Below are 26,325 nucleotides of genomic sequence, written 5' to 3' on the forward strand. Positions count from 1 at the left end.
CAACGACCATGAAAACGGCATCCAGACTTCTGCAGATCCTCGCGCTCGGCGCCTGCTTCACCGGACAGGTCCACGGCGCCTTCTCGATGCCGGGCGTGCGGCAGGCATTGCGCACGATCGACGGTACCGGCACTCAGAACGCGATGCCGATTCACGCTTCGCTCGCGATGATGAAGCTGGCCTGAAGCTCAGGCCGCCAAGCCGCCTGCCTGCGTCTTCAAAAATGCCTCCCCGCAGGCTTTCGCCAGATTGCGCACCCGCAGGATGTAGCTCTGCCGTTCGGTGACCGAAATCACGCCGCGTGCATCGAGCAGGTTGAAGACATGGCTGGCCTTGATGCACTGGTCGTAGGCCGGGAAAACCATGCGGTGCATCGGCGCATTGTCGTTCGACGCCGGCGCGCCGGCATCGAGCAGCGCCTTGCACTCGGCCTCGGCATCCTCGAAGTGGCGCAACAGCATCGCCGTGTTGGCGTATTCGAAATTGTGGCGCGAATATTCCTGCTCGGCCTGCAGGAAGACATCGCCATAGGTGACCTTGTCGGCGCCTTCGCGGCCGTTGAAGTTGAGGTCGTAGACATTGTCGACGCCCTGAACATACATGGCCAGCCGCTCCAGCCCGTAGGTGAGTTCGCCGGCCACCGGCGCGCATTCGATGCCGCAGACCTGCTGGAAGTAGGTGAACTGCGACACCTCCATGCCATCGCACCAGCATTCCCAGCCGAGGCCCCAGGCGCCCAGCGTCGGGCTTTCCCAATCGTCCTCGACGAAGCGGATGTCGTGCAGCAGCGGGTCGACGCCGATCGCCGCCAGCGAGCCGAGATAGAGCTCCTGCAAATTGGGCGGATTCGGCTTCAGGATCACCTGATACTGGTAATAGTGCTGCAGCCGGTTCGGGTTCTCGCCGTAACGCCCATCCTTGGGCCGGCGCGAGGGCTGGACGTAGGCGGCGTTCCAGCGCTTCGGTCCGAGCGCGCGCAGCGTCGTTGCCGGGTGAAAGGTGCCGGCGCCGACTTCCATGTCGTAGGGCTGCAGGATGACGCAGCCATAGGCCGCCCAGTAATTGTGCAAGGTCAGGATCAGCCCCTGGAACGAGCGGCTGGGATGCATATGGGCGGGGATTTCAATCGTCACGGGGGCCTCGGCAGCACAGGCTAGCTTGCCGGCACGTCCTAGTGACCCGGCGGCGAGGCGTCAAGCAAGGCGCCCGCCGTCCCCCGCGAACGTACAGTTGAAAGCTTTGCGAGCGGCTGGTCCATTGCCAGCCTTGGGCACCTGAGGTCTGTTCGATGCGTCCACCTCAATGACAACAGGTCAACCATGCCCAGCCCGATCGTCATCCGTCCCGTCACGCGTCAGGACTTCGACCAGTGGCTGCCGCTGTGGGACGGATATAACGCATTTTATGGCCGCTCGGCTGAAACAGCCCTGCCGGGCGAGATCACGGCGATGACGTGGTCCCGTTTCTTCGATGCCTATGAGCCGGTTCATGCGCTGGTCGCCGAGAGCGAGGGACAGCTTCTCGGCCTCGTGCACTATCTCTTCCATCGCAGCACCACGGCGATCGCGCCGAATTGCTATCTGCAGGACCTCTTCACCACACAGGCCTCCCGCGGCAAAGGCATTGGCCGTGCGCTGATTGAGGGCGTCTACGAGCGCGCCCAGGCCGCCGGCTCAGGCAGGGTGTACTGGTTGACGCACGAGACCAACCAGACCGCGATGAAGCTCTATGACAAGATCGGCGAACGTTCCGGCTTCGTCGTCTACCGGAAGCTATTCTGAGGCAATTCCGAGCCTATCGGCGCCTGTCGGGGGCGCAACAGCCATCCACAAACGAAACGGGGCTCCGAAAAGCCCCGTTGCATTCAAAAAAACCGATTTCACCCCTTCGGGGCGGGCACCGGCTCTGGCTTGACCTTCGGGGTTTCCTGCGCCGTGTTGGATTCGATCGGCGGCAGGCCCTTCATCAGCTTCTGTTGCAAGTTGGCCAGCACATCGGGATCGGGCTTCAGGTCGCGGGCCTGGTTCCACTGGAAGGTGGCTTCCAGTTTGCGGCCGACGCGCCAGTAAGCATCGCCAAGGTGGTCGTTGAGAACCGGATCTTCCGGCTTCAGCGACACGGCGCGTTCCATTTCGCGCACGGCATCGTCGAATCGGCCAAGGCGGAAATAGGCCCACCCCAGCGAATCGACGATGTAACCGTCGCTTGGCCTGAGGTCGACGGCCTTCTGGATCATCGCCAGGCCCTCCTTGAGGTTCATGTTCATGTCGACCCAGGAATAGCCGAGATAGTTCAGCACCTGCGGCTGGTCGGGGACCAATTCCAACGCCTTGCGGAAGTTCGGCTCGGCCTTGGGCCATTCCTTCAGCCGCTCATAGGCAATGCCACGCTGGTAGAAGATGTTCCAGTTGGCCGCGGTCGGCGTCTTCAGCGCCTCGACAGCCCTGTCGTAGAGATTGGCGGCCGAGCGGAAATCGTCCTTCGAGGAATAGACACCCCCGAGCGCCAGATAGGCGCGCATGTCGTCGGGGTGGGCGTCGACGAAGGTCTTCAGATGGGTGATCGCCTCCTCATGACGGTCGAGATCGGCAAGGTTGAGGCCGAGCTGCAGCTCCGAAAGCTCCTTCAGCGGCGAAGTGGCGGGGATCCGCCGATAGAGCGCGATGGCGCCCTCGCCGTCCTTCAACTGCTCGGACACTGCGGCGAGTTGCACCAGTGCCGCATCGCTGTCGGGCTTCAGCGCCAGAGCATACTGCAGATAGAGACGGACGAACGGCTCTCCGCCGCCACGGTTGAGCGCGGTGGCGAGATCAAGCAGAATTTCTGAGGCGCCGTCCGACGGACCGGCAGCGAAGGGCGCGATCTTGTCGCCCCTGGCGATCTTGTCGCGCAGGGCGACGATTTCCAGCTTGCCGGGCGAAAACGCCTCGGCCTGATCGAGCACCGACATTGCCTTGGTCTTGTCGCCCTTGCGGGCCAGGAACGAGGCATAGGCCTGCGCATTGCGCATCCAGGTTTCGGGAGCCGCACCACCGGCGGCCGTATCCTGCATGGTCGCGGCGTAGATCGCATCAGCCTTTTCGGGCATACCGGACGCATCGGCAATCAATGCGCGATGGAACGACTTGAACAGACCGAACCAATCCGGCCCCTGCAACTTGTCGATGGAGGCCATCGCATCGGCGGCCTCACCGGCGCCTTGCTGCGCCCAGCCGGACATGACCCCGGAGAGCAGCCGGTCGAGATCGGATTCCACCGACAGCTTGAGCCAGTATTGTACCTTGGTGAAATCCTTCTTGTGGAAGGAATCGACGGCCAGCGCCAGGCGCGAGAAGCGCTCGACATCGGGAACTTCCTTGAGCTTGTCGGCATAGACCAGGGACTCGTCGAAGCGGCCTTGCGCGATCAGCGACAGCATCAAGCTTTGCTGCAGGCCGGTGTCGCTCGGGTCGAAGGCCAATGCCTGCTTGTAATAGCCGATGGCGCTGTCGAGGTCATTGTCGCCTTCGGCGATCCGGGCCGCCAGATAAGCGCCCGAAAACGACGTGATCTTGACCGGTTCGGTGGTTTGCTTGGCATAGGCCGGCAGAGCCGAGATCGCCATGCCGGTCACAATTGCCAGCCTTGTCAGCCAGCGCGCACGTCCTTGCCGCATCGTATTCCTTTCAGCCAGGCCCATCTCCGCATCAGCGGGATCGGCGTAGACTCCATCTTCATGATAAAGCATGGCCTTTTTGGGGTCGCGGTTCAATCCGCCTCGAATTTACAATCCGGGCACCCGATTAACAAATCATGGCGACGGCCCACGGTTTTCCGATCTTGAATTTCGGTCATGGCGTCGCGCGGATCGGAGCATATCACAGATTCGACCGCGGGGCTCGACGCCAATGTCAGTGTTCGCCCAGCGAGGCAGACTGCTGCACCAGCGTGTCAACATATCCGCCAGCAGCAATCGTGCTGCACAGCCCGCTCCATTCGCAGCCGCCGCAGGCCTTGCGCACGCGGCCGGCGGAAAACGCCTGCCGCATCCGGGCCAGCATCGACGCATCGAGATCGAGGCTGGCGCCGACGCGGATTGGGAGCGCCAGCAATTCCTCCAAATCCTGTGCCGCGAGCCGATCGCGCTCGTAGACGCTCTCGTTGAGACAATGCGGCTCCGGCTCGTCGAGCAACGGGCCGCAGACATCGTCCGCGCCGGAAACGAGGAGGATGTCCTCGCCCCGGCTCAGGCGCTCCGCGATCCCGTCATAGTTGGCGGTGAAGGCGGGACTGTATCCCTTGCCCACATAGGTGAGCAGGCAAAGGAGGTGATGGGCGCGCAGCCTGATCGTCACGGATTGGCCGGCTTCGCTCTGCCGGGGAGAGCCATGAGTGTCGCGGCACCGAGCGCCGACTTCAGCAGACCGCCGACGATGAATGGCAGGAAGCCGAAGGTGATGGCCTGTTCGGCGCCGATCATGATGGCGAGCCACATGGTGCCGAGAACCAGGCAGGCAAGGTTGCCGAGCAGCATGGCGGCGAAGGCAAGCATCACCCGGTTGCCGTTCCAGCCGAGTTCGGCCAGCCAGCCGACCAAGGCGCCGACGATTGGGAAAGCGAAGAGATAGCCACCCGTTGGTCCGACGAAATGCTGGACGCCGGCGGCGCCTCCGGCCAGCACCGGAAAGCCGACCGCGCCTTCGACCAGCCAAGCGGCGATGGTAACGGCGCCAAGCCGCCAGCCATAGAGTGCGCCGATCAACGTCACGGCGAAGGTCTGCATGGTCACCGGAACCGGCAACATCGGTACTTCGATGTAGGACGACAGCGCCAGGAACAGCGTGCCGAGCACGACGGCTCCAACCTGCCAGGCAAGAGGGCGGCCCTGAAGCCGGAGCGGACTGAACGAGGGCTTGCCGGACGAGAATGCAACGTCTGTCATGGGATTCCTTTGATCGATTGCAAATTATAGATAATTTCTGTTTTCGATCTATTATCGAATCCACAAATCCCCCAAGATAGCAAGCCCTGCCTGTGCAAGGCGTCATCCTAGCCCACGATGGCAAAGGCCTCGCGTGTCGTGCCAGAGGCCGTCCTGACCGGCTTGCGGCCGATCCACTGGACATGCCGCCCCAGTGTCGCGGCTGCCGATTCGGTGTTACCCTGCCGCAAGGCGGTGAGTATCGCGCGATGATCCTGGTCGGTGCGTGTCTCCCACTCCGAGCGCCAGGCCGCGAACAGGAAGCGGGCACTTGCCGCGTGCAGGTCGTCGATGGTGGCGAGCAGACGCGGCATGCCGCACGGCGACAGGATCAACCGGTGGAAGGCGCGGTTGGCTTCTTCCCAGGACCTGACATCGCGGGATTTGTCGCCGGCCCTGGTCGCTTCCTCGGCAAGGTCGAGAATGGCCGATGTCAGATGCGGCGCGGCGTGGCGCAGCGCCAGCACTTCGAGCGCGGCGCGCATTTCGGCGACCTCCTTGACCTCGCTCAGGTCGAAAGCCGCGACACGTACGCCGCGGCGCGGCTCACCGACGGCCAGCCCTTGCGCCTCGAGACGGCGAAACGCTTCGCGTACGGGAACATGGCTTGTCTGGAATTCCTCGGCGATATGATCCTGCCGAAGCCTGGCCCCCGGCTCGATCGCGCCGGAGATGATGCGGTCCGCCAGTACCTTGCTGATGCGGACCGCGATGGTGTCGTCTGTGCCCTTTGCCATCTTTTATAGATAATTTGCGGCGAGGCAGCTTGTCGAGACGGCGGGACCGAATTCGCAAAACTTCCAGCGTAAGCCAGAGGAAGCGTCGCTAAAGTCCAGCCTTCAGTTCACCCGGCTTATGCAGAAATCGATGACGTCGATCAGCGCCGATTTCTGCGGCGTCGCTTCCAGCGGCGCCAGCGCATCGCGGGCGATCTCGCCGAAATGGCGGGCGCGCCCGATCGTGTCGGCGATGGCGCCGTGGCGTGTCATCAGGCCGATCGCTTTTTCCAGGCCGGCGTCATCGGTGGCATTGTCCTCGATGGAACGCTTCCAGAAGGTGCGCTCAGCCTTGGTGCCGCGCCGGTAGGCGAGGATGACCGGCAGCGTCACCTTGCCCTCGCGGAAATCGTCGCCGACATTCTTGCCCAGATCCTTGCTGGTGCCGCCATAATCCAGCGCGTCGTCGATCAGCTGGAACGCAAGGCCGAGGTTCATACCGTAGGAGCGCAGCGCCGCACGGTCGTTACGCGTCGCCAAGGCAATGACCGGACCGACTTCGGCAGCCGCAGAAAACAGCGCCGCGGTCTTGGCCTTGATGACGGCGAAATGTTCGTCCTCGGTGGTCTCCAGGTTCTTGGCGGCGGCAAGCTGCATCACCTCGCCCTCGGCGATGATCGAAGCCGCGCTCGACAGGATGTCGAGCGCCTCCAGCGAGCCGACATCGACCATCATGCGGAAGGCCTGGCCGAGCAGGAAGTCACCAACCAGCACGCTCGCCTGATTGCCCCAGATCATGCGGGCGGTCTTCTTGCCGCGGCGCATGCCGCTCTCGTCGACGACATCGTCATGGAGAAGCGTCGCCGTGTGCATGAATTCAACCGCCGTGGCGAGCTTGACGTGGCCCTCGCCGGCATAGCCGAACATCTGCGCGGCGGCGAGCGTCAGCATCGGCCGCAATCGTTTGCCGCCGGACGAGATCAGATGGTTGGCAATTTCGGGGATCATCTCGACGTCGGAGCCGGCCTTGGACAGGATCAATTCGTTGACGCGCCCCATATCGGCCGCAGTCAGATCGATCATCTCCTTGATGGAGGCGGGCTCCCGCTTCCCGTTTTCGATGTTGAGAACGACACCCACGACAATCACTCCCGTCTTGGTATAACGCGTGCGACGGCACCCTTAATCCCTGCTTGGACTCTAGGGCGGCAGGCACATCCACGGCAAGAGGCGAATTGGCGCGGCGGCGATGACAGGCTGTCAACTGGCGGCGAAGGAAGTTCTGCTTTGCCAGGGCAATCCACCTACCCGTTTACATCAGCGCTGCAAACTGAGAGTTTCGCCCGATGATAGAGCTCATTCGCACCAACGACGCCGTCATTATCTCCTTTGTCGAATCGCTTATGCGCGATGCCGGCATCGGCTGCTTCGTCGCCGACCAGAACATGAGCGTGCTCGACGGCTCGCTCGGCATCCTGCCGCGGCGCGTCATGGTCGACGCCGACAAGGCCGACGCGGCACGGCGCATCCTGACGGATGCCGGCATCGCCAACGAGATCCGTGGAAAATAATGCCCGCCGCGCCGGCCACCCTTATCCCGGACACACCGGCCCATACGGTCGATGCTTTCCATCGCGGCCGGTTCTGGCTCGTGCAGCCCAAGCAAGGCGGTCATCGCGCCGGCATGGATGCGATGATGCTGGCCGCGTCGGTGCCATCTTCCTTTGGCGGGCGTCTGGCCGATTTCGGCGCCGGAGCCGGGGCTGCGGGCCTGGCGGTGCTGTCGCGCTGCCTGGCGGCCGAGGCCGTGCTTGTCGAACGCGCGCCGGAAATGGCGGCCTTCGCTGCGGCCACCCTTGCCCATCCCGGCAATGCCCATCTCAGCGATCGCGCCTCGGTGGTCGTCGCTGATGTTACCGTATCGGGCCGGGCGCGGGCGTCCGCCGGCCTCGCCGACAACGACTTCGACTTCGTCATCATGAACCCGCCTTTCAACGCCGCGCGGGACCGCGCCACATCCGATCGCCTGCGAAAGGAAGCGCATGTCATGGAGGATGGAGCGTTCGAGAGCTGGATCCGGAGCGCCGCGGCGGTGGTCAGGCCGCGTGGCCGGCTTGCCGTCATCGCCCGACCCGAACAGCTCGGCTCGATTCTCGATGCAATCGCCGGCCGCTTCGGCGATGCCGAGATGCTTGCCGTCCACCCGCGCCCAGACGCGGCGGCGATCCGCATCATTGTGCGGGCGGCGCTCGGCGCACGGGGAAGACTTGCCATCCGGCCGCCGCTGATGCTGCACGCGCAGTCGGGCAACGGTCCTGATGAGCGCAGTGAAATGATCACCAACGGGCTTGCCTCTTTGTTCGGAGATTGAGCTATTCTTGGGGCCCACATTGCTGTTGGCCGGGGAATCCCTACATGCCAGCAACCCATCGACCGGAGACCGTGCCCTCGTGAAACGACTTATCAACCGCCTGCTGCCGAAATCCTGGCGCTCCACCGTCGTCACCATTCCGGTCATCCGGCTGCACGGTACCATCATGGCCGGTGGCGGCCAGTTGCGGCCGACCCTGTCCCTGGCCTCCACCGCCGGCCTCATCGAGAAAGCGTTTTCCTACGACGCGCCGGCGGTCGCCATCTCGATCAATTCGCCCGGCGGCTCGCCGGTGCAGTCGCGGCTGATCTTCAAGCGCATCCGTGATCTGGCAACCGAAAAGGACAAAAAGGTGCTGGTTTTCGTCGAGGACGTTGCGGCATCGGGCGGCTACATGATCGCGGTCGCCGGCGACGAGATTTTTGCCGATCCGTCCTCCATCGTCGGTTCGATCGGCGTGGTGTCGGCCTCGTTCGGCTTCCCGGAACTGATGAAGAAGATCGGGATCGAGCGCCGTGTCCACACCGCCGGCCAGAACAAGGCAGTGCTCGATCCGTTCAAGCCGGAGAAGAAGGAAGACGTCGAACGGCTGAAGGCGTTGCAGCTCGAGGTGCACGGCACGTTCATCGACCTCGTCAAGGAGCGGCGCGGCACCAAGCTGAAGGACGATCCGGACCTGTTCACCGGCCTGTTCTGGACCGGCATCAAGGGCCTTGAACTCGGCCTGGTCGATGCGCTCGGCGACATGCGGACGGTGCTGAAGACACGCTTCGGGGAGAAGACCCAGCTCCGGCTGATCACGGCACCGCGCGGTCTCCTCGGCCGCTTCGGCCTATTCGGCTCGAGAATGGGCTTTTCGGTGCCCGACATCGCCGCCGCGGCCGCGAGCGGGGTGATCGATGCGGCGGAAGAGCGCGCATCATGGGCGCGCTTCGGGCTTTGAAAACCCGGCGAAACCGTCTAGCATAAGAAGCTTGAAATCTTATGCATGTCGTGTTCCCAAAACCGGATCCACCTTTGGGCGACATGTATCAACCGACCTACCGGCCGCCTTCGCCGGCCCAGCGTGGGAGGAGTTTTGGCATGCCTCAGATCATTTTCTTCACCGTCGTTGGCGTCGCCGCCTATTTCGGCTACCGCACTTTCATCCGCGAGGCCGAGCGCGTGACCGCCAAAGTGCGGCGCACCGAAAAGCAGGCGGCCAATGGCGCGATGGGGACGCTGGTCAAGGATCCGAAGACCGGCGAATACCGGCTGGCCAAGGACTGAGCATCATTTCACATGTGACTGACGCGGTGGACATCCACACCGGTTCACGCACCTGGCATGCGCACGCCAAGATCAATCTTGCGCTGCATGTCACCGGCAGGCGCCCTGACGGCTATCATCTGATCGAGAGCCTGGCGGTGTTCACCCGTTTTGGCGATAGGGTCGAAATCGCGCTGGCCGAAGTTGATGATTTTGTCGTGTCAGGCCGCTACGCGCCGGCCGTCCCTGTCGACGCCAGCAATCTGGTGCTTAGGGCGCGCGATGCCCTGCGACAGGCGGTCGGGCAAGAGAAGACCCCACCTATCTCGATAAAGCTCGAAAAGAACCTGCCGGTTGCCTCCGGCGTCGGCGGCGGTTCGAGCGACGCGGCAGCCGTGCTGCGCGGGCTGGTAGAGATATGGGCCCTGGATATCGATGGCGTCGAGCTGGCGCGGATCGGCCTCTTACTTGGCGCCGACGTGCCGATGTGCCTGGCCGCTAAGCCGCTGGTCGCGCGCGGCATTGGTGACGAGCTTTCGATGGTGCCGGATTTTTCGACGCTGGGGCTGGTGCTGGTCAATCCGGGCACGCCGGTCTCGACGACCGACATCTTCGCAGCGCTTGCCCGTCGCGACAGCGAAGCGCTACCGCCGCTGCCGCGCAGCATCGACTTCCACAGCCTGCGCAACTGGCTGGAGATCACCCGCAACGATCTCGAGCCGGCAGCCATTGCGATGCAACCCGCTATCGGCAGGGCACTTTCCTGGCTGAACAAGGCTGGATCGGGTTTTTCACGCATGTCCGGGTCGGGCGCCACGTGCTTCGGCTTGTTCGAAACCGGCAATGTCGCCAAGCGCGCCGCCGCCGAGATCCGTGGTCGCCAGCCCGACTGGTTCGTCGCCGCGACGCGCAGCATCGCCTCGGAGGGAGCTGATGGCCAGAATTGACGAGAGCCGTTCCTTCATTCCCATACGCATCGCGGTGCTGACCGTTTCCGACACGCGCGGCCTTGCCGACGACAAATCCGGCCAGACGCTGGCAGACCGCATCGCCGAGGCCGGCCACATACTGGCTGCCCGCGATATCGTCACCGACGACCGCGAGAAAATCCGCGACACGGTTCTGGCGTGGTCGCGGGACAGGGATATCGATGTCGTCATCACCACCGGCGGCACCGGCTTCACCGGGCGCGACGTGACGCCGGAAGCGCTGGAGCCAATCTTCGAAAAGCGCATGGACGGCTTTTCGGAAGTGTTCCACCGCATCTCCTACGACAAGATCGGCACCTCGACGGTCCAGAGCCGGGCGACCGGCGGCGTCGTCAACGCCACTTTCGTCTTCGTGCTGCCGGGCTCACCCGGCGCCTGCAGGGACGCCTGGGACGGCATCCTGAAGGCGCAGCTCGACTACCGGCACATGCCGTGCAACTTCGTAGAGATCATGCCGCGTCTGGACGAGCATCTGCGGCGCGGCAAATCGGCTCCCTAAAAGCCGAGGCCAAGCGGCGGCTCCACGGGCGCTGCGCAAAGCCCGGCGCCGTGCTCACCGGATGCCTGTCGAGATGAACTTCGGGTCGTCAGCTCTCAGCGGATGACCGGCTCGCCATGAAAGCGGCGGCGCGACGGCGGCGATACGCCGAAGCCGACTTCCATCATCAACCTCGGCCTGCGCGACGGCACGGTGCCCATGTGGAAGCCGAAGGGGTCCTCGACGAAACCTAGTCCTGCTTCTCCAGTCAATGTCACCGGGCTCTGCTCGCCATAGACATCCAGGACCTCTCGCGCGGAATGGCCGACGAGGAGGGTGAGTTGATGCTTGAGGCTGCGTCGCTTGTGGCTGCCTCGCACATAGACGTGTGGACCGGTCTCGGCATCGACCGGCTTGAGGTAGAAAAAGAATTTCAGCATGCGCCAATCGTCGAGGTCGAAATGATACTTGCCGAGCGAGGCGAGGTTCTTGTCGGCGTCCGAAGCGGCACCCGTCGGAAAACTCCACCAGACCCGCGTCGTGATCAGTTTTGCCTGACCGCCGAGATAGTGCGCGGCAATGTCTAGAAGCAGCGGGTCGCGCTGGATGGCGAGCGCCGCCTCGCAATCAAGGATTCGCTCGAAAAAGTGCCCGCTGAGCAGCGAGCGGCCAAAGCGCTTCTCAGCTTCCGCATGTTCATCCGGCATGAATTCGAGACGGCGGTCGAAATTGCCGAAGCAAGGCGTGCGCTGGGCGAAATCGGCGATCTCCTCATGGATATCAGACGGCAGGACGAGGCCCGAAAACAGCCCGTCGGTGCGCAGCGCTTCGACTACTGCCTCACGTTCGACACCGGCGAACATCGTATCCCCCGTATCCGCGACCGGGCGGGCGCGTTTTGCGCCCAGCCAATGCATGCGGCGCCCGGGCATAGTGCGCGCCAGCACAAACATCGGCAGCCAGGCAGGGTTTTCCCGCAGGTCCGTCAGATAGGTTGGAATGCGCACGGCGATACGCCGCAGCAGACTGCCGTTGCGCGCAATGGCCTCTAGGCTGGCCGTGCCGGATTTGTCGGGCGTTGGAAGATTCATCGGGTCCTCGATATAAGGGCACCACCAATGCTGCATCGGTGTTCACCACTCGGCATGACCCAAACCCAACTCACCCGCTTTGTCCGGAAGCTAACCGCGTGTCAGATTTTGTGCAATGCACAATGACCAGAGCAGGTGCAAAAAACTCAGCGCGGAGAGCGGCGTTCCCGCTTCGCCGGCGCCATCCAAATCTCGGCGTCGAGCCGCTTTGTCGCGAGGCCGCGGGCGATGGCCTCGGCGCTGACGGCACTCCTGGCCGAGGCCTGACGCTTGGTGATCAGCAATCCGTCGGCCAAGGCACGGTTTGCGGAAAAGACGCGAGCCAGGAACGGCTTGCGGCTGCCGCGCGCCCGCGAAAACCGTGCCGCCATGGTTTGCCTGGCCGTATGGTCGACGACCGCGTCGATCCAGCCCTCCATCAATCGTGCGCCCGGCTCCAGAAGCAGCAACCAGTCCCCCTTGGCTTGCCGGATCCCCGTGGCGATGCCGCCCGTCACGTAGTGACAGCCGGCATGCTCGGCCACACGATGCGTCTGGTCGGTAGAGCCCGTGTCACAGACGATGACGTCACGCACCACGCCCTCAACCGCGCCGCCAATCAGCGAGGCGAGCGTGCGGGTAAGCCCTTCCTCGTCATTGCAGGTTTCGATGAGAACACTAAGCATCGTTAGCCGATAGCGGAAAGCGCGGCATAGCGCCAGTTATCCAGCGAGCCATAAAAAGTTCTTGCTTTGTTCTCATCAACAGAATAGGAATAATTTCATGAACAGAGCGATTCGACACAACACGGACAGTCCTTGGGAGCGGGCGAAGATGGAACAGATCGTGCGCGCCGACATTGCAGCTTTCGGAGCTGGACGGGCCGAGATGGCCAATGCGATGATCGAGCAGAGTGGCGTGCGTGTCCGGCCGGACCGCAACCGCGGCAGGTCGGCAGGCATCAATCCGTCCGGTCGGTTCGAGCCGGTCAGCCGGCATGTTTTCGACGATGGCTGGAATTCGCTGGAAGAACTGCCGCCCTTCAAGACCGAAGTGCAGGTCGAGAAGCCGCGCACCATCATCACCCGCAACGAATCGCCCGATATCTCCTTCGATCGTTCGATCAACCCTTATCGCGGTTGCGAGCACGGCTGTGTCTATTGTTTTGCCCGGCCGACGCACTCGTTCATGGGTCTGTCGCCGGGTCTGGATTTCGAATCCAAGTTGTTCGCCAAGCCAGATGCGGCGCGCTTGCTCGACAAGGAGCTGTCGAAGGACGGTTACCAGCCACGAACCATCGCTATCGGCACCAACACCGACCCCTACCAGCCAATCGAGAAGCAATACCGGATCATGCGCGAGATCCTCGAAGTGCTGGAGGCGCGCGGTCATCCGGTCGGCATCGTCACCAAATCCGCTTTGGTGACGCGCGACATCGATATCCTGTCGCGCATGGCTGAGCGGGGGCTGGCCAAGGTGGCGCTGTCGGTGACGACGCTCGATCGCATGCTGGCGCGCACCATGGAGCCGCGCGCGTCGACGCCCACCAGGCGGCTGGAGGCGATCCGGCAGCTTTCGGATGCCGGCATTCCGGCGTCGGTCATGGTGGCGCCGATCATTCCCGGATTGACCGATCCGGAGATGGAACGCATCCTCGATTCGGCACGCGCCGCCGGTGCGCGCGAGGCGGGTTATGTCGTGCTGCGCCTGCCGCTGGAGGTCAGCCCGATCTTCAAGGATTGGCTGCTGCGCCACTACCCCGACCGCTACCGCCACGTGATGTCGCTGATCCGCTCGATGCGTGACGGCAAGGACTACGATTCGGAATGGGGCAAGCGCATGAAGGGCGCCGGTCCCTATGCCTGGCAGATCGGCCGGCGCTTCGAGATCGCAGCCAAGCGGCTCGGCCTCAATGCCGAACGGCGCACGTTGCGGACCGACCAGTTCGTTGCTGCTGCCAAAGACCAACTGCAGCTGACGCTGCTTTGAGAATGCAATTCACTGCGGCGGCTTGATCTGCCGCAGCACAGGAATCCCGTCCGGCCCGCCCCGGCCTGCAGACGGTGCCCTCCCGGTCCGGCGCCCCACCCGACCCGGAGGGACTTGCGGAGAATCGGAGCCGATGCGAACCTCGCCGCAACATGGCTCGCGCGCGTTCTGATTCTCCGCCTCTCTTTGAGATCATCGAGAAGCCCGACTTCTCCTTCGAGACGAAGGCGATGGCTGACGGTCTGTGGCCGGTTGCGGGCATGGATGAGGCCGGCCGCGGTCCCTTGGCCGGACCGGTGGTGGCCGCTGCGGTGGTGCTCGATCCCGCCAACATTCCTGACGGGCTGGACGATTCCAAGCGCCTCACCCATTTGCAGCGCGAGGCCCTGTTCCTGCTCATTCTCGGCTCCGCGCAGGCGGTCTCAATGGCCTCGATCAGCGCCGAGGGCATCGACGGCAGCAACATCCTAAAGGCAAGCCTGGAGGCGATGCGCCGTGCCCTGGTCGGGCTGTCGGTTCAACCGAAGCTCGCCCTCGCCGACGGGCGCGACGTGCCCCCGGGCCTGCCCTGCGCGGGGCGCGCGCTGATCAAGGGCGACCAGCGTTCGCAATCGATCGCCGCCGCCTCGATCGTCGCCAAGGTGATGCGCGACCGCATGATGTGCGGCTGCGGCAACCATCACGACCGCTATGGCTTCGAGTCCCACATGGGCTACGCCACGGTCCGCCATCGCACCGCGATCGAGGCTCATGGTCCCGTGCCGCGGCTGCACCGCGTGTCGTTTGCCCCGTTCAGACTGGGCGGGACCGAAGTGGCGGGAGACGAGAGCCTGGTCGGATTGGAGTGAGCCACGGCGATGTCGGCCGATCTCCCCCCTCGAGGGGGAGATGTCGCCGAAGGCGACAGAGGGGTCGGCTCGACTGGGCACGACGCCATTTTTCAGCAAAGATCAGGCCAGCGCTTCATGCGCGGCGACCCCCTCTGGCCTGCCGGCCATCTCCCCCTCAAGGAGGGAGATTGCGCGCTCGGCCGCCTCGCCAATCTGGTTTCCCACAACAAAAAAGCCGCCAGGTTTCCCGGGCGGCTTTCGATGATTGGCTAGACGGATCGTCTAGTTCAGTTTCGACTTCACGTCCACGAGCGAAGCCTTGAACAGCTCGGCACCCGCCTTGGCGTCGATCTTGCCGGCGAGCAGCGTGCGTGCGGCCTCGACGGCGATATCGACGGCGCTGGCGCGGACTTCACTGATGGCGTCACGCTCGGCCTGGCCGATCTTCTGTTCGGCAAGCGCGGTGCGCCTGACGACATAGTCTTCGGTCTTCTTGTGCGCGTCCGCGGCAAGCATGTCGGCTTCGCGCTTGGCGGCGGCGACGATGGCGGCGGCCTCCTGCTCGGCTTCCTTGCGCTTGCGCTGGTATTGGCCAAGCAATTGCTGGGCCTCCTCGCGCAGCCGGCGCGCTTCGTCCAGCTCGTTGCTGATCCTGTCGGCGCGCGCGTCGAGCGCCTTGGCGATCAGGCCAGGTACCTTGATGTAGATTGCAACGCCGAGGAAGATAACCAGAGCTACCGTGGCCCAGAGCGTTGCGAGAGAGGTGTAGTCCATGATGCGCTCCTCACCGGGCCACGGATTTGACCGCGGCCGCGATCTCGGCCTTGCTGGCCTTGCCGCCGACCAGGGCCTCGACGATCGCCGAAGCGGTATCCTCGGCGATGCTGCCGACTTCCTTCATGGCGTTGGCCTTGATGGAAGAAATGCGGGCCTCGGCCTCGCCAAGCTTCGCGTCGAGCGCGGCCTCGACCTTCTTGCGTGCGGTCTCGGCCTCGGCCTTGGCCGCATCGTTGGCCTGCTGGCCGATCGCGTTGGCCTTGGTCTTGGCTTCCGCCAGTTCCTGCTCGTAGGCAGCAACAGCGGCGTCGGCCTCGCCCTTCAACTTGGCGGCCTGGTCGAGATCCTGGCTGATGCGGTCGTTGCGGACATCGATGATGCCCCCGACGCGCGGCATCACCACCCGCTTCAGGAAGAGGTAAAACAGCCCGAAAGTGATCGCCAGCCACAGAAGCTGCGACGGGAACGTCGCAGGATCGAATGGCGGAAACGTGCCGTGCGCTTCGGCAGGCACGCTGGTGCCGGATTGCGTCTCGCCTTCCGTCGCAGCGTGGCTGGTATCGGCAGGCGCGGACTCTTGCGCGAAGGCAGATGTCACGAACATGGACTATCCCCGAAATTCGGGCCCGCCGCTTGCGCGGCCGACCCGTCCAATCTTCTCATGGCTTAGCCAAAGAGGGGCTCAGCCGAACAGGGCCAGAAGCGCGATCAGAAGCGAGAAGATGCCCAGAGCTTCGGTCACCGCGAAGCCGAAGATCAGACGGCCGAACTGGCCATCGGCAGCCGACGGGTTGCGCAGAGCGCCCGCCAGGTAGCTGCCGAAGATGTTGCCGAGGCCAATGCCCGCGCCACCCATGCCCAGGCAAGCGATGCCGGCGCCGATGTACTTTGCTGCTTCTGCGTCCATTTGTTCAACTCCTTTGGATCTAAAAATTCCGTTGCGATTTCATCCGGCGCCAATGCTGGAAACTCTTGGGCCGGAAATTTTTGCTCAGTGCCCGGGGTGCAGGGCGTCGTTGAGATACATGCAGGTCAACACGGCAAAGACGTAGGCCTGCAGGAAGGCGACCAGCAGTTCCAGCGCCGTCAGCGCCACCGCCATTGCCAGCGGCAGAATCGAGCCGGCCACCCCGACCGCGCCGAGCGCGCTCAGGCTGACGACGAATCCGGAGAACACCTTCAGCGTGATGTGGCCGGCGAGCATGTTGGCGAACAGACGAACCGAGAGGCTGACGGGGCGCGACACGAAGGAGATCACCTCGATCAGCACCACCAGCGGCAGCAGGAACACCGGCACGCCATGCGGCACGAACAGCTTGAGGAAGCCAAAACCATGCTTCATGAAGCCGTAGACGACCACGGTCGCGATCACCAGGATGGCCAGACCGAAAGTGACGATGATGTGGCTGGTGACGGTGAAGAAATACGGGAACAGGCCAAGCAGGTTGGCGACCAGCACGAACATGAACAGCGAAAACACAAGAGGGAAGAACTTCATGCCTTGCGTGCCGGCGGCATCGCGCAACATGTTGCCGACGAACTCGTATGCCATCTCGGAGACCGACTGAAGGCGGCCCGGAACTAGGCTGCGGCTCGACGTCGTGAGAAACAGAAACGCTGCCGCGACGACAACTGTCGCGACCATGAACAATGCCGAATTCGTGAATGACAGATCGTAGCCGCCGATGTCGATCGGAATCAGCTTGTTGATATGGAACTGGTGGATCGGATCGACCTTGTCAGCTGCCACGTTCAAACCCCGTCAATGCCGCGTACGGCCTCGTTACCATTACCGCCATGAAGCGCGGTCATTTCTTGTCGTCCTGGTCACGGCGCGATCTGTCGCCCTGTCCGAATTCTGCCACAACGCCCGCGGAACGCATCACATTGAGTACGCCGGCGCCAAAACCAAGCAGCAGAAACACGATCAGACCCCATGGCGATGTTCCCGCCAGACGGTCGATGATCCAGCCGATGCCGGCACCCACCACCACCCCGGCGATAAACTCGCTAGAGAGTTTGAGCGCCTGGCCATAACCGGCCACACTGCCCGCTTTCGCGTCGTCTTTCCCCTCGAGCCGGTCCGGCCGCCTTGTCGCGAGCGATGCTTCAAGGTCACGCCGACGGCGCTCAAGATCGTCGTCGCGGATGTCGGGTTCATGCTGCTTGCCGCGGCCGGTTTCTCCGGTTCCGCCTGGCCCATTCTTGTCGGCCATCGCAACCCCCCTGCCCGGTCAGACCGTCACCGTCCGTCCGCTTCTAAAGTCGCCGGCAACATAGTTAGAGGGTTTGCGCCCGTCAAGCCACGGGCGGAAGTTCATTGCCATGTATTTTAGGCAGCAAAATCAATGGATTAGAAAGGTGCGACATCGTGCCCGCCACGATGACGGGGATGCGTTGCGCGAATCCCCCGAGCAATGGCTCTTCGATCGACAGCGCGCCGTGCCAAAGATCAGCGATCTGTTGCGCGCTCAGCTCCAGCCGCCGCCATAGGTCCGATAGAAGATATGCAGGCCGATCTTGGTCATCTTCTCCATCGTGCGCGCCCAGCCGGGATGGACATATTGGGCGTAATAGTGGGTCGACGATCCGACCTCAGGGATGAATATCTTGCCGGCGGTGACGGCCATGGCGATATCCTGGGCGGTCTTGTAGGCCGCAGGACTGTCGATGCGCTTCTTCCTGCCGTCGCAGGCAAAGGAGAACTGGCAACGGTTGAACCAGCTGTCGTTCTGGTAGACGACGCCGCAGATCGAATTCGGATAGGTCGGGTTGCGGACGCGGTTGAGTATGACCTGGGCGACGGCGGCCTGACCACGTACGGATTCGCTCCTCGCCTCGAAATAGATGCCATTGGCGAGGCATGCCTGTTCCGGCTTGGAGAAGACGCTGGCGGGCAGCGGGTTCTGGATCCACGAATGATCGCCCTTGACCATCGGCGGAATGAAGCGGCCCTCATTGGGCTGCTCGTCCTGAAGCAGCGCTTCGAACGGCGATGCCTTGGCATAATCGGGCTCGGGCTGCGCATAAGCGGTCGCCAGCACGTCCGGATGGTCGTTGTTGACCAGTGCGGCAAGCATCGCCGGCACGCCGGGATCGGGCTTTTTGTCCTCGCGCGCATGGAATGCCGCGGCGATCTGGATTTCCTTGCCTTTGATCTGCGGCTTGGCGAAGGCCATCTTCAGACCGCTGTCCATGCTGGGCCGCAGCAAGGAGGAGGTGCGCTCGAAGATCGAGCCGGCATTGAAGTTCTTCGGCGGTGCGACGGGCGACACCATGACGATGCGGCCTTTTTTGTCGGCGCGCATGACGCGATCCTCGTCGGGCGTGGCGCTTACCTTGCCGCCCTTGCCGCGAAAAGAGACGTTGCCGACGCCGGCCAAGTGGACACCCGATCCGGAGATGGACTCGGTGACATCGGAATCGACAAAGGGCATCTCGGCCGCGTGGGTCGAGCCGGCAATGGTTTTCTCGACGTAGGAATTCCAGCGGGTGTTCGACGCTTCGAGGCCGGAAACGAGGCTCGTCATGTCCTGGTAGGCGGCGACGGTCGGAAAGCCGATCCAGATGCCGAGACCGATGACCAACGGAGGCAGAAAGCCACGCCTCTCACCGGCAGCGGCGACAAGCCGCTTCAACACACGTCGATGCACGGAACTCTCTCCAGGAACGCTATAGACCCCACTGGAGAGCAAAATGATGCATTAACCTTGATGGGACGTTAACAGGTTCGATCGGGTTCTCCCGGTCTGCCCGAGGTCGTGGTTCCGAACTCGGGCGGTTTTGCGGCGGGCCCTTCAGGCCGGCCGCAGGAAGATCGGCCAGGCGATCAGCGCGCAAATGGCGGCGGACAGCCAGACGCCGGACCATGACCAGAGGTGCAAGAGGCCCGGAATGGCCACCGGCACCAGGAAGAAGCCGACGAAAACGAAGCTGTTGGCAAGGCTGAGCGCGGTGCCGACATGGCCGGCACCGGCAAGCGTGGCAAGCTCGGTATAGGCGACGCCGTGCCAGGCGGAGACCGAGACTCCTGCGACAATAAGCACAACGGGAAGGACCGCCATCAGCAAGAATTGTCCGCCTGACATGGCGGAACTGACCAAGACCAGCAGCCAAAGCACGGCGAAGGCAAATGCGCTCAGCGCACTGCACAGGCGAAGGAACTGGCGGCGGTTGCCGTGGCGGTCGGTGAAGCGGCCGCTCCAGATGCGCATGACCATGGCACCGATCTGCACGGCGGCGAGGCTCGCACTGATCGCTGCCGTTCCCAGACCGACGAAGTCGTGCAGGAACACGGAGGCGAAGGTGAGCACCGCCACCTGCGGAAAGCAGAGCAGGCCGATAGCAGTCGCGATGCGCCAAACGTCCAGATTGCGCAGCGGCGCCGGTCCGGCCATAGCCGCCGCAGCGGGATGGCCCTCGTCCGTCGGCGGCGGCTCGTGCAGCCAGCGCCACGCGAACAGGGCAGAGAGGGCGGATGCACCCGCCAGGACGCCGAACACGGCGGCAAAGCCGAAAGCCAGGGCAAGCGAGGGCAAAGCGAGCGCGCCAAGACCGCCGCCGAGCGGCACCGCCGTCTGCCTGATGCTCATGGCAAAGCCGCGCTCGTTTTCCCGGAACCAGCCCATGATGGCCCGGCCGCTCGAACCATTGACGCTGCCGCCGAGCAGCCCTGTGATGAGCAGGCTAGCGCAGAGCAGCGTGACATCGGGAATCCCGGCCCTTGTCGGTACAACCAGCATCGCCATGACGAAGAGCCACGCCGCCGTGGCGCCAAGCCCGGTCAGAAGCACGCGCCGATCACCCCAGCGATCGGTGAGCAGACCCCATGGCAGTTCGCTGAGCGCAACCCCCAGACCCAGAAGGCCGAGGGCCAGACCGAGTTCGGCGTTGGCCAGATGATACCCTGGCGCAGCACGACCGCCGTTGCCGGTATGCCGGCGAAGGTGGCCGAGAAGCTGGCATTGGCGGCAACGCCGATGCCGAGAACTTTCCAGCGATGGTTGGGCTTGAACGCCCTTCCGGCAGGGCCGGCAGCCGTGTCTTTCAAAAGTCCCGGCGACTGTCGGTCGGTGCAATTGACGATAGCGGACATGATTTGTTTCCCGTGCTTGGCCAGCGGCCTGGGCCTTGACGGTCTGTTTCTAGCGCCGTAGTTTCATCCTTGAAATCAGGAAGTTTTAAACCAACCATCCTGAAAATCGGGATTATCTATGCGACGCGTAACCTTCGATCTCGACGTTCTCCGCAGCTTCGTCACCGGCATGGAACTGGGCAGCTTTGCCAAGGCGGCTGACCGGCTCGGCCGGTCGACGTCGGCGGTCAGTGCGCAATTGAAGAAACTGGAAGAACAGGCTGCGACGCTGATCTTTCGCAAGTCGGGACGCGGCCTCGCCCTGACCGAGGCCGGCGAGACCATGCTCGGCTATGCGCGCCGGCTGATCGAATTGAATGACGAGGCCGCATCCGCTATCCACGATGTCGAACTGGAGGGCTGGGTAAGGCTCGGCCTGCAGGAGGATTTCGGCGAGGCGGTGCTGCCTGACGTGCTCGGTCGCTTCGCCCGCGCCCATCCCAAGGTCAAGATCGAAGCCAGGATCGCGCGCAGCCACGAGCTTGCCGAACGGATCCTGTCAGGCAGTCTCGACATCGCGCTTGCCTGGCACAGCGGCGACACGCTGCCCTACAGCGAACATGTCGCCGATGTGCAGATGCGCTGGATCGGCCCGGCAAAGCGCATTGAGACCAGCCTGCGCCACGGTGAGCCACTGCCGCTGGTGGCGCTCGAAGCGCCATGCCTTTTGCGCACGGTTGCAACCGAAACGCTCGACCGCGCCGGCCTGTCCTGGCGAATGTCGTTTTCCAGCCCGAGCCTTGGCGGCATCTGGGCGGCCGTTGCGGCGGGGCTGGGGCTGACGATCCGCACCGATATCGGCCTGCCAGCCAGCGTCAGCGCGATGACGCCGGAGATCGCCGGATTGCCGGCGCTGCCCAAGCTGGCGCTATTCCTGTATCGCAAGGACGCTGAAGCCGAGCCAGTGGCGGCCCGCCTCGCCGACATATTGCTGGATGCAGCCCGGCAGGCACTGCCTAAAAATGTGCAGGCCAGCGACAGCGGCTTGCGCGACGTGGCGTGATCGCCGGACGGCCGCCGACGCTCAACCGCGTTTCTTGGACCTGCCGGCGAATGGGTTGTCCGAGGTGCGCAGCGCAATGCGGATCGGCACGCCGGGCATGTCGAAGGCTTCGCGCAGGCTGTTGGAGAGATAGCGGACATAGGATTGCGGCATCGCATCCGGCCGCGAGCACTGAACGACGAAACCCGGCGGCCGGGTCTTGGCCTGGGTGACGTATTTGACCTTCAGCCGGCGGCCGGCCACGGCGGGCGGCGGGTGGTGCGCCAGGATGCCTTCCAGCCAACGGTTGAGCTTGCCGGTGGAAACGCGGCTGTTCCACACCTTATGCGTCCTGATGACGGCATCCATCAGCTTGTCGAGGCCGCGCCCGGTCTCGGCCGATACGGGCACGGCCTGAAGGCCCCGCGCCTGGGGAAGAAGCCGCTCCGTCTTTTCGCGCAGTTCGGCCAGAAGCTCCTGGGGATGGTCGATCAGATCCCATTTGTTGAAGGCGATCACCGGCGCGCGACCTTCGCGGATGATCAGGTCGGCGATTTGCAGATCCTGCTTCTCGAAGGGGATGGTGGCGTCGAGCACGATGATGACGATCTCGGCGAATCGGATGGCACGTAGGCCATCCTGCACCGACATCACTTCCAGCTTTTCGTGGATCCTGGCCTTGCGGCGCATGCCGGCCGTGTCGAACAGTTTCAGGCGGCGGCCATGCCAATCCCAGTCGACGGAGATGGAATCGCGGGTGATGCCGGCTTCCGGTCCGGTCAGCAGCCGTTCTTCGCCGATCAGCGCGTTGATCAGCGTCGACTTGCCGGCATTGGGACGACCGACGACGGCGATGCGCATCGGCTTGGTATCGTCATAGCTGTGCTCGGCATCCGGATCGGCGATATCCTCGCCGATCAGAACCTCGCCGGCAGCGACTTCTTCGTCTTCGCCATCTTCATCTTCGCCGAAAGCACGCGCTTCGCCGAGCGCTTCGATCACGGCATCGCGCAAATCGGGCATGCCCTGGCCATGCTCGGCCGAGACCGGGATCGGCTCGCCAAGGCCGAGTTCCCAGGCCTCCAGCATGCCGCCCTGGGCACCTTTCGCCTCAGCCTTGTTGGCGACCAGCACCACGGGCTTGCCGGACTTGCGAACGATCTCGGCGAACGTCCGGTCGTCGGGCAGCAGGCCGGACTTGGCGTCGATGGTGAAGAAGATCAGGTCCGCCTCGCGGATGGCGATCTCGGTCTGCGCGCGCATGCGGCCCGGCAAGGTCGAGGCAGCCGCATCCTCGAAGCCGGCGGTGTCGATGACGTCGAAATGCAGGTCGTATAGCTTGGCGGCATGGACACGGCGGTCGCGGGTGACACCCGGCGTGTCGTCGACAAGCGCCAGCTTCCTTCCCACCAGCCGATTGAAAAGGGTCGATTTGCCGACGTTAGGTCTGCCGATGATGGCGGCTTTGAAGGTCACGACGCACTGCCCGACCCACGGATCAGCTCGGACATCAACGTTGCGCGCTCGCGGGTGTTGCGCGGGGCGCCGTCATCGGCGGCGATCTGGTCGAACAGCTTTAGCGCGTCCTGGGTCTTGCCTTCCTTCCAGGCAGAAAGGCCGAGGGCCTCGCGCGCCGTATGGCGCAAGGTGTTGGTGTCCGATGTAAGCGCCTCGACACGGCTGGAGACGTCGGCGAAGGAGCCATGGTCGACAAGCAGGAGCGCTGCCCTGAGACGCGCCATGTCGCGAATGCCCTGGGGAATGGCGGTGTCGGCGGCGACATCGTCGAAATCCTTGACGGCGGCGGCGAAGTCGCCCTTGTCGGCCTTGACGGTTGCGCCGCGCATGCGGGCGAGCAAAGGATAGGCACCGTAGCCATCCTTCTCCAACTGATCGAGCGCGGTCAGCGCTTCATCGTTCTTGCCGTCATTGGCAAGCTTCAGCGCCTGCGAGAAGGCATCGCCGGAGCGGTTGGCGCGCGTCTCGTCCCAATAGCGATAGCCGACGAAGGCGGCGGTGCCGAGCACCACGAGGATCGCGAGGACAAGCAAGGCGGGACCGAAGCGGTCCCACAGCGCGTGCGCCTGGTCGCGACGCATCTCGTCGTTGACTTCACGGATAAAACTGTCGTCAGACATCGATCAAAACCATTCCTGCCCGGTCGGGCCTTTGTCAGCCCGCGTTTTAGCGAAATTTTGTCGGCATGGAAGGGGTTCAACCGGAAAATCGCCCATTCCCTAGGGCAAACGGATGTTTGCCCCGGGCAAGCAGCCGAAAAGGCCAATCGCACCAGCGCCACATTTCGAGGATAGCCGGCTTCCAGACGTCTCCCCCCAAAGTGCAGCTCAGAAAAGCGCAGATCAGATTGCCGATGTACCCTCCGTTCCGTGTTGCTGCTTTTACCCTCGCTGCGCTCGCCACTGCCGGGCAGGCTCTGGCCGATCCGCCCGCGCCGCCAAGGCCGGCAAAGCCCAAGCAGGCCGTCATCATTTCGTTCGACAGCGCCCGCGACATTTCGCAGTGGAAGCGTAGCCGGGCACTGGCAGAGCGCACCGGCGCGCACTTCACCTACTTTCTCTCCTGCGTCTTCCTGCTGTCGCCAGAAACACGCATGCAATACAACGCACCCGGCAAAAGCGCCGGCAAATCCAATATCGGCTTTGCCGCCTCGAAACAGGAAGTCACCGAGCGGCTCGAACAGATCGGCCTTGCCGCCTCCGAGGGTCACGACATCGCCGGCCATGGCTGCGGCCATTTCGACGGCAAGGACTGGAGCAAGGCCGACTGGCTGAAAGAGTTCAGTTCGTTCGAACGCATTCTTGAGAACGCCTATGCGATCAACGGCGTTGCGCCCGAACCCCAGGGCTGGCGCAACTTCGCGCGGCATGCGGTGGTCGGCTTCCGCGCGCCGTATCTGTCGGCGAACAAGGCCCTCTACGAGGCGCTGGTGGCGGCCGGCTATCAGTTCGACGCGAGCGGCGTCTCGCAGGGGCCCGCCCGGCCGGTGGCCGGCAACGGCATCATGCAGTTTTCGTTGCCGCAGATTCCGGAAGGACCGAAGTCAAGGCTGGTGATCGCCATGGATTACAATCTCTATGTCAGGCATTCCGGCGGCTTCGAGCAGCCAAGCAAGTCGAACGAGTTCGCGAACCGCACCTATGATGCCTTCCGCGCCGCCTTCGACAAGCAGTATGCGGGCAAGCGCATTCCGCTGGAGCTCGGCTTCCATTTCGCGCTGATGAATGACGGCGCCTATTGGAATGCGCTGGAGCGCTTTGCCGGCGAGGTCTGCGTCAAAGCCGATGTCGAATGCATCAGTTTTCGCGACTATGTCTCGCGGCAAGACGCTGCCCCGAAGCAGGCTTCGGTCGGCGGCTGAGCCGCCAACCCGGTTCGATTTCCAACCTCGGCCTTTAGGCCGGATCTTCAACGCCCTGTTTTGCCAGATAGCGCTGGTCGATGTCCGGCAGCGGCTCGCCGAGCAGGGTCGCCTCGAAGGCGCGCAGGCGTTTGTGGACCGATTGAAGCTCGACGATGGTCGACCAGGAGGTGAGCAGAAACTGCAGCGACCCCGTCACTTTACCGAATGCATTCGAAATCTGGTTCAGCGCGCCGAACGTTATCTTGTGCGCAACCAGCGACGGACCCAGGATCAGCAGCGAGAAAATGTTGTCGGCCTGCAGGTATGTGTAACGGACGACGTTGAAATAAATGTAGTGGAAATAGAGCCTGAAATAATTGTGACGAACGTTCGCGAACAGCTCGGCAGTGGTGGCTGGCTGAGCCCTGTCTGCGTGATCCTCGCCGTAGACGAGTTCCTTGCGATAGGCGGCCTCGACGCGCTGGTTGCGGAACTGCAGTCCCGGAAGCTTCAGGCCGGCAATCATGACCGAGATCGTTCCGAACAGACACCAGGCAAGGGCTGCGACCACTAATGGCTGCGGGATCGCGCCGACAATCGGCAACTCGCTGATGTGAGCCTGCAACTGGATCATGACCGGCAGGAATGCGATCAGGGTCATGATCGACTGGACGAAGCTGGAGCCGAGATCCTCCATGATCTGCGAGAACCGCATCGTGTCTTCCTGGATACGCTGCGAAGCTCCCTCGATATGTCGAAGCCTACCCCAGTTCTCGACAAAATAGTTATTCATCGCCGTGCGCCAGCGGAAGATCCAGTGGCTGACGATGAAAGCATTGACCACCTGCACATTCATGCCGACCAACGCGAGCCACGAAAAATCTGCCAATCCGATATAAAATTCACTGTTCGTCGACTTTCCTGTCCCCGACATCAATCCCTGCACATAGTCGAAGAAAGGCCCGTACCAGGCATTGACGGCGACACTGACCTGCACATTGAAATAGATGAAGAACAGGATGACTGCGGTCATCAGGATCGACCAGCGCTGCCAGGGATGTGGCGAATACCAGCTCCAAAACGCATAGAAGACGGCCACGCAAAACGCGAAATAGAGATAAAACCATAGAAACGGCGGCGACATGAGAATGGCGATGCCGATAATGGGCGGCCCGTCAGCGGCAGCCGGCGGCAGTCCGAAAACCGCGCCCAATTGTTCACCACCGAAAAACCAGAACAGGATCGCCGCAAGGCTCCAGACGGCGGCCGAAGTGAAGAAGAGCTTCGGCTGCGGGAAAAATGATACGAACACTGTGACGAATTCCTCGATCTAGGCGCAAATCAGCTGACTACGGCGGGCATAAAGTCACACATTAGCTGGAAAGAAAATGCCCGTGCCCGATGCCCGCACCGAGCAACC

32 protein-coding genes are annotated in these 26,325 nt (G+C 63.2%); 13 read left to right on the forward strand and 19 right to left on the reverse strand.

Annotation, left to right across the window (positions count from 1 at the left end):
• Positions 1-8 precede the first annotated feature (8 nt).
• The gene (locus NKJ89_RS04800) at positions 9-185 is read left to right on the forward strand and encodes a hypothetical protein (protein WP_352600390.1); all 177 of its coding nucleotides are present in this window, start codon (positions 9-11) and stop codon (positions 183-185) included.
• A gap of 3 nt (positions 186-188) precedes the next feature.
• On the opposite strand, the gene NKJ89_RS04805 is transcribed toward NKJ89_RS04800, so the two are convergent.
• Positions 189-1,109 (reverse strand): glycine--tRNA ligase subunit alpha, encoded by a 921-nt coding sequence (locus NKJ89_RS04805; RefSeq protein WP_352600753.1) that lies wholly within the window; start codon positions 1,107-1,109, stop codon positions 189-191.
• A 210-nt stretch (positions 1,110-1,319) separates the two neighbouring features.
• On the opposite strand from NKJ89_RS04805, the gene NKJ89_RS04810 reads away from it, so the two are divergent.
• Positions 1,320-1,781: a GNAT family N-acetyltransferase gene (locus NKJ89_RS04810; RefSeq protein ID WP_352600392.1), complete on the forward strand. Its 462-nt coding sequence runs from the start codon at positions 1,320-1,322 to the stop codon at positions 1,779-1,781.
• A 98-nt stretch (positions 1,782-1,879) separates the two neighbouring features.
• Here the strand turns inward: NKJ89_RS04810 and NKJ89_RS04815 are convergent, their stop codons facing one another.
• The 5 genes from NKJ89_RS04815 to NKJ89_RS04835 form a co-directional block, all read right to left on the reverse strand.
• Positions 1,880-3,655 (reverse strand): tetratricopeptide repeat protein, encoded by a 1,776-nt coding sequence (locus NKJ89_RS04815; RefSeq protein ID WP_352600756.1) that lies wholly within the window; start codon positions 3,653-3,655, stop codon positions 1,880-1,882.
• A gap of 235 nt (positions 3,656-3,890) precedes the next feature.
• Complete coding sequence (locus NKJ89_RS04820) at positions 3,891-4,334, reverse strand: DUF1284 domain-containing protein (protein ID WP_352600394.1); 444 nt, start codon at positions 4,332-4,334, stop codon at positions 3,891-3,893.
• On the reverse strand, positions 4,331-4,921 hold the full coding sequence (locus NKJ89_RS04825; RefSeq protein WP_352600396.1) for a biotin transporter BioY: 591 nt from the start codon (positions 4,919-4,921) through the stop codon (positions 4,331-4,333). The genes NKJ89_RS04820 and NKJ89_RS04825 overlap by 4 nt, the downstream gene beginning before the upstream one ends.
• Positions 4,922-5,028: 107 nt before the next feature.
• Positions 5,029-5,697: a GntR family transcriptional regulator gene (locus tag NKJ89_RS04830; protein WP_023759077.1), complete on the reverse strand. Its 669-nt coding sequence runs from the start codon at positions 5,695-5,697 to the stop codon at positions 5,029-5,031.
• A gap of 102 nt (positions 5,698-5,799) precedes the next feature.
• Complete coding sequence (locus NKJ89_RS04835; protein ID WP_023759076.1) at positions 5,800-6,816, reverse strand: polyprenyl synthetase family protein; 1,017 nt, start codon at positions 6,814-6,816, stop codon at positions 5,800-5,802.
• 206 nt (positions 6,817-7,022) lie between these two features.
• Here NKJ89_RS04835 and NKJ89_RS04840 point away from each other — a divergent pair, with 206 nt between their 5' ends.
• From NKJ89_RS04840 to moaB, 6 genes are all read left to right on the forward strand, one after another.
• Entirely contained in the window at positions 7,023-7,247 is a 225-nt protein-coding gene (locus NKJ89_RS04840) for a putative signal transducing protein (RefSeq protein WP_023759075.1), read from the forward strand.
• Positions 7,247-8,047, forward strand: a complete 801-nt coding sequence (locus tag NKJ89_RS04845) for a tRNA1(Val) (adenine(37)-N6)-methyltransferase (protein WP_023759074.1) — start codon at positions 7,247-7,249, stop codon at positions 8,045-8,047. Before NKJ89_RS04840 ends, NKJ89_RS04845 begins: the two co-directional genes overlap by 1 nt.
• Before the next feature lie 79 nt (positions 8,048-8,126).
• Entirely contained in the window at positions 8,127-8,990 is an 864-nt protein-coding gene (locus NKJ89_RS04850) for a S49 family peptidase (protein WP_352600398.1), read from the forward strand.
• A gap of 140 nt (positions 8,991-9,130) precedes the next feature.
• Positions 9,131-9,316 (forward strand): membrane protein, encoded by a 186-nt coding sequence (locus tag NKJ89_RS04855; RefSeq protein ID WP_027023000.1) that lies wholly within the window; start codon positions 9,131-9,133, stop codon positions 9,314-9,316.
• 26 nt (positions 9,317-9,342) lie between these two features.
• Positions 9,343-10,242, forward strand: a complete 900-nt coding sequence (locus tag NKJ89_RS04860; protein ID WP_352600758.1) for a 4-(cytidine 5'-diphospho)-2-C-methyl-D-erythritol kinase — start codon at positions 9,343-9,345, stop codon at positions 10,240-10,242.
• Positions 10,229-10,783, forward strand: a complete 555-nt coding sequence (gene moaB / locus NKJ89_RS04865) for a molybdenum cofactor biosynthesis protein B (protein ID WP_352600400.1) — start codon at positions 10,229-10,231, stop codon at positions 10,781-10,783. Before NKJ89_RS04860 ends, moaB begins: the two co-directional genes overlap by 14 nt.
• A 95-nt stretch (positions 10,784-10,878) precedes the next feature.
• Here the strand turns inward: moaB and NKJ89_RS04870 are convergent, their stop codons facing one another.
• Positions 10,879-11,853: a hypothetical protein gene (locus NKJ89_RS04870; protein WP_023759070.1), complete on the reverse strand. Its 975-nt coding sequence runs from the start codon at positions 11,851-11,853 to the stop codon at positions 10,879-10,881.
• 146 nt (positions 11,854-11,999) lie between these two features.
• Positions 12,000-12,518 (reverse strand): glycosyltransferase, encoded by a 519-nt coding sequence (locus tag NKJ89_RS04875; protein ID WP_352600402.1) that lies wholly within the window; start codon positions 12,516-12,518, stop codon positions 12,000-12,002.
• Positions 12,519-12,666: 148 nt separating this feature from the next.
• Here NKJ89_RS04875 and NKJ89_RS04880 point away from each other — a divergent pair, with 148 nt between their 5' ends.
• From NKJ89_RS04880 to NKJ89_RS04890, 3 genes are all read left to right on the forward strand, one after another.
• Positions 12,667-13,821 carry a PA0069 family radical SAM protein gene (locus tag NKJ89_RS04880; protein ID WP_023759068.1) on the forward strand — a complete coding sequence of 385 codons (1,155 nt, stop codon included), beginning with the start codon at positions 12,667-12,669 and terminating at the stop codon, positions 13,819-13,821.
• Positions 13,822-13,973: 152 nt separating this feature from the next.
• Positions 13,974-14,669, forward strand: coding sequence for a ribonuclease HII (gene rnhB, locus NKJ89_RS04885; protein WP_352600404.1), 696 nt, complete (start codon positions 13,974-13,976; stop codon positions 14,667-14,669).
• A gap of 9 nt (positions 14,670-14,678) precedes the next feature.
• The gene (locus NKJ89_RS04890) at positions 14,679-14,924 is read left to right on the forward strand and encodes a hypothetical protein (RefSeq protein ID WP_352600406.1); all 246 of its coding nucleotides are present in this window, start codon (positions 14,679-14,681) and stop codon (positions 14,922-14,924) included.
• A 9-nt stretch (positions 14,925-14,933) separates the two neighbouring features.
• On the opposite strand, the gene NKJ89_RS04895 is transcribed toward NKJ89_RS04890, so the two are convergent.
• The 8 genes from NKJ89_RS04895 to NKJ89_RS04930 all read right to left on the reverse strand — a co-directional run bounded on the left by NKJ89_RS04895 (position 14,934) and on the right by NKJ89_RS04930 (position 20,523).
• On the reverse strand, positions 14,934-15,425 hold the full coding sequence (locus NKJ89_RS04895) for a F0F1 ATP synthase subunit B (protein ID WP_023759065.1): 492 nt from the start codon (positions 15,423-15,425) through the stop codon (positions 14,934-14,936).
• A gap of 10 nt (positions 15,426-15,435) precedes the next feature.
• Positions 15,436-16,032, reverse strand: coding sequence for a F0F1 ATP synthase subunit B (locus NKJ89_RS04900; protein ID WP_023759064.1), 597 nt, complete (start codon positions 16,030-16,032; stop codon positions 15,436-15,438).
• A gap of 78 nt (positions 16,033-16,110) precedes the next feature.
• Positions 16,111-16,335: a F0F1 ATP synthase subunit C gene (locus NKJ89_RS04905; RefSeq protein WP_006206606.1), complete on the reverse strand. Its 225-nt coding sequence runs from the start codon at positions 16,333-16,335 to the stop codon at positions 16,111-16,113.
• A gap of 84 nt (positions 16,336-16,419) precedes the next feature.
• Positions 16,420-17,178 (reverse strand): F0F1 ATP synthase subunit A, encoded by a 759-nt coding sequence (locus NKJ89_RS04910; RefSeq protein WP_352487594.1) that lies wholly within the window; start codon positions 17,176-17,178, stop codon positions 16,420-16,422.
• A gap of 58 nt (positions 17,179-17,236) precedes the next feature.
• The gene (locus NKJ89_RS04915) at positions 17,237-17,644 is read right to left on the reverse strand and encodes an AtpZ/AtpI family protein (protein ID WP_023759062.1); all 408 of its coding nucleotides are present in this window, start codon (positions 17,642-17,644) and stop codon (positions 17,237-17,239) included.
• A 255-nt stretch (positions 17,645-17,899) separates the two neighbouring features.
• Positions 17,900-19,081: a cell wall hydrolase gene (locus NKJ89_RS04920; protein WP_352600408.1), complete on the reverse strand. Its 1,182-nt coding sequence runs from the start codon at positions 19,079-19,081 to the stop codon at positions 17,900-17,902.
• A 144-nt stretch (positions 19,082-19,225) separates the two neighbouring features.
• A complete protein-coding gene (locus NKJ89_RS04925) occupies positions 19,226-20,326 on the reverse strand; it encodes an MFS transporter (RefSeq protein WP_352600760.1) in 1,101 nt (366 codons plus the stop codon).
• Positions 20,212-20,523, reverse strand: coding sequence for a hypothetical protein (locus NKJ89_RS04930; protein ID WP_352600784.1), 312 nt, complete (start codon positions 20,521-20,523; stop codon positions 20,212-20,214). The genes NKJ89_RS04925 and NKJ89_RS04930 overlap by 115 nt, the downstream gene beginning before the upstream one ends.
• Positions 20,524-20,641: 118 nt before the next feature.
• Between NKJ89_RS04930 and NKJ89_RS04935 the strand changes: the two genes are divergently transcribed.
• Positions 20,642-21,565 carry a LysR substrate-binding domain-containing protein gene (locus NKJ89_RS04935; protein WP_352600410.1) on the forward strand — a complete coding sequence of 308 codons (924 nt, stop codon included), beginning with the start codon at positions 20,642-20,644 and terminating at the stop codon, positions 21,563-21,565.
• Between the two features lie 21 nt (positions 21,566-21,586).
• Here NKJ89_RS04935 and der read toward each other — a convergent pair whose 3' ends face one another.
• Both der and NKJ89_RS04945 read right to left on the reverse strand, forming a co-directional pair.
• Positions 21,587-23,020, reverse strand: coding sequence for a ribosome biogenesis GTPase Der (gene der / locus NKJ89_RS04940; RefSeq protein WP_352600412.1), 1,434 nt, complete (start codon positions 23,018-23,020; stop codon positions 21,587-21,589).
• Complete coding sequence (locus NKJ89_RS04945; protein ID WP_352600414.1) at positions 23,017-23,682, reverse strand: tetratricopeptide repeat protein; 666 nt, start codon at positions 23,680-23,682, stop codon at positions 23,017-23,019. Before NKJ89_RS04945 ends, der begins: the two co-directional genes overlap by 4 nt.
• Before the next feature lie 233 nt (positions 23,683-23,915).
• Between NKJ89_RS04945 and NKJ89_RS04950 the strand changes: the two genes are divergently transcribed.
• Positions 23,916-24,923, forward strand: coding sequence for a polysaccharide deacetylase family protein (locus tag NKJ89_RS04950; RefSeq protein WP_352600762.1), 1,008 nt, complete (start codon positions 23,916-23,918; stop codon positions 24,921-24,923).
• A gap of 34 nt (positions 24,924-24,957) precedes the next feature.
• On the opposite strand, the gene sbmA is transcribed toward NKJ89_RS04950, so the two are convergent.
• Positions 24,958-26,217: a peptide antibiotic transporter SbmA gene (gene sbmA / locus NKJ89_RS04955; protein ID WP_352600416.1), complete on the reverse strand. Its 1,260-nt coding sequence runs from the start codon at positions 26,215-26,217 to the stop codon at positions 24,958-24,960.
• Between the last annotated feature and the right edge of the window lie 108 nt (positions 26,218-26,325).

Source organism: Mesorhizobium sp. M0047 (assembly GCF_040323315.1).
In the GTDB taxonomy this organism is placed as follows: Bacteria; Pseudomonadota; Alphaproteobacteria; order Rhizobiales; family Rhizobiaceae; genus Mesorhizobium.

Coding starts and splice junctions, on each gene's coding strand:
- NKJ89_RS04900 (WP_023759064.1), bottom strand. CDS start 16,032: ATGTTCGTGACATCTGCCTTCGCGCAAGAGTCCGCGCCTGCCGATACC.
- NKJ89_RS04895 (WP_023759065.1), bottom strand. CDS start 15,425: ATGGACTACACCTCTCTCGCAACGCTCTGGGCCACGGTAGCTCTGGTT.
- NKJ89_RS04830 (WP_023759077.1), bottom strand. CDS start 5,697: ATGGCAAAGGGCACAGACGACACCATCGCGGTCCGCATCAGCAAGGTA.
- NKJ89_RS04870 (WP_023759070.1), bottom strand. CDS start 11,853: ATGAATCTTCCAACGCCCGACAAATCCGGCACGGCCAGCCTAGAGGCC.
- NKJ89_RS04890 (WP_352600406.1), top strand. CDS start 14,679: ATGTCGGCCGATCTCCCCCCTCGAGGGGGAGATGTCGCCGAAGGCGAC.
- NKJ89_RS04945 (WP_352600414.1), bottom strand. CDS start 23,682: ATGTCTGACGACAGTTTTATCCGTGAAGTCAACGACGAGATGCGTCGC.
- NKJ89_RS04930 (WP_352600784.1), bottom strand. CDS start 20,523: ATGTCCGCTATCGTCAATTGCACCGACCGACAGTCGCCGGGACTTTTG.
- NKJ89_RS04905 (WP_006206606.1), bottom strand. CDS start 16,335: ATGGACGCAGAAGCAGCAAAGTACATCGGCGCCGGCATCGCTTGCCTG.
- NKJ89_RS04880 (WP_023759068.1), top strand. CDS start 12,667: ATGGAACAGATCGTGCGCGCCGACATTGCAGCTTTCGGAGCTGGACGG.
- rnhB (WP_352600404.1), top strand. CDS start 13,974: ATGGCTCGCGCGCGTTCTGATTCTCCGCCTCTCTTTGAGATCATCGAG.
- NKJ89_RS04845 (WP_023759074.1), top strand. CDS start 7,247: ATGCCCGCCGCGCCGGCCACCCTTATCCCGGACACACCGGCCCATACG.
- NKJ89_RS04825 (WP_352600396.1), bottom strand. CDS start 4,921: ATGACAGACGTTGCATTCTCGTCCGGCAAGCCCTCGTTCAGTCCGCTC.
- NKJ89_RS04935 (WP_352600410.1), top strand. CDS start 20,642: ATGCGACGCGTAACCTTCGATCTCGACGTTCTCCGCAGCTTCGTCACC.
- NKJ89_RS04810 (WP_352600392.1), top strand. CDS start 1,320: ATGCCCAGCCCGATCGTCATCCGTCCCGTCACGCGTCAGGACTTCGAC.
- NKJ89_RS04815 (WP_352600756.1), bottom strand. CDS start 3,655: ATGCGGCAAGGACGTGCGCGCTGGCTGACAAGGCTGGCAATTGTGACC.
- moaB (WP_352600400.1), top strand. CDS start 10,229: ATGGCCAGAATTGACGAGAGCCGTTCCTTCATTCCCATACGCATCGCG.
- NKJ89_RS04805 (WP_352600753.1), bottom strand. CDS start 1,109: ATGCATCCCAGCCGCTCGTTCCAGGGGCTGATCCTGACCTTGCACAAT.
- NKJ89_RS04875 (WP_352600402.1), bottom strand. CDS start 12,518: ATGCTTAGTGTTCTCATCGAAACCTGCAATGACGAGGAAGGGCTTACC.
- NKJ89_RS04855 (WP_027023000.1), top strand. CDS start 9,131: ATGCCTCAGATCATTTTCTTCACCGTCGTTGGCGTCGCCGCCTATTTC.
- NKJ89_RS04915 (WP_023759062.1), bottom strand. CDS start 17,644: ATGGCCGACAAGAATGGGCCAGGCGGAACCGGAGAAACCGGCCGCGGC.
- NKJ89_RS04950 (WP_352600762.1), top strand. CDS start 23,916: ATGTACCCTCCGTTCCGTGTTGCTGCTTTTACCCTCGCTGCGCTCGCC.
- NKJ89_RS04840 (WP_023759075.1), top strand. CDS start 7,023: ATGATAGAGCTCATTCGCACCAACGACGCCGTCATTATCTCCTTTGTC.
- NKJ89_RS04800 (WP_352600390.1), top strand. CDS start 9: ATGAAAACGGCATCCAGACTTCTGCAGATCCTCGCGCTCGGCGCCTGC.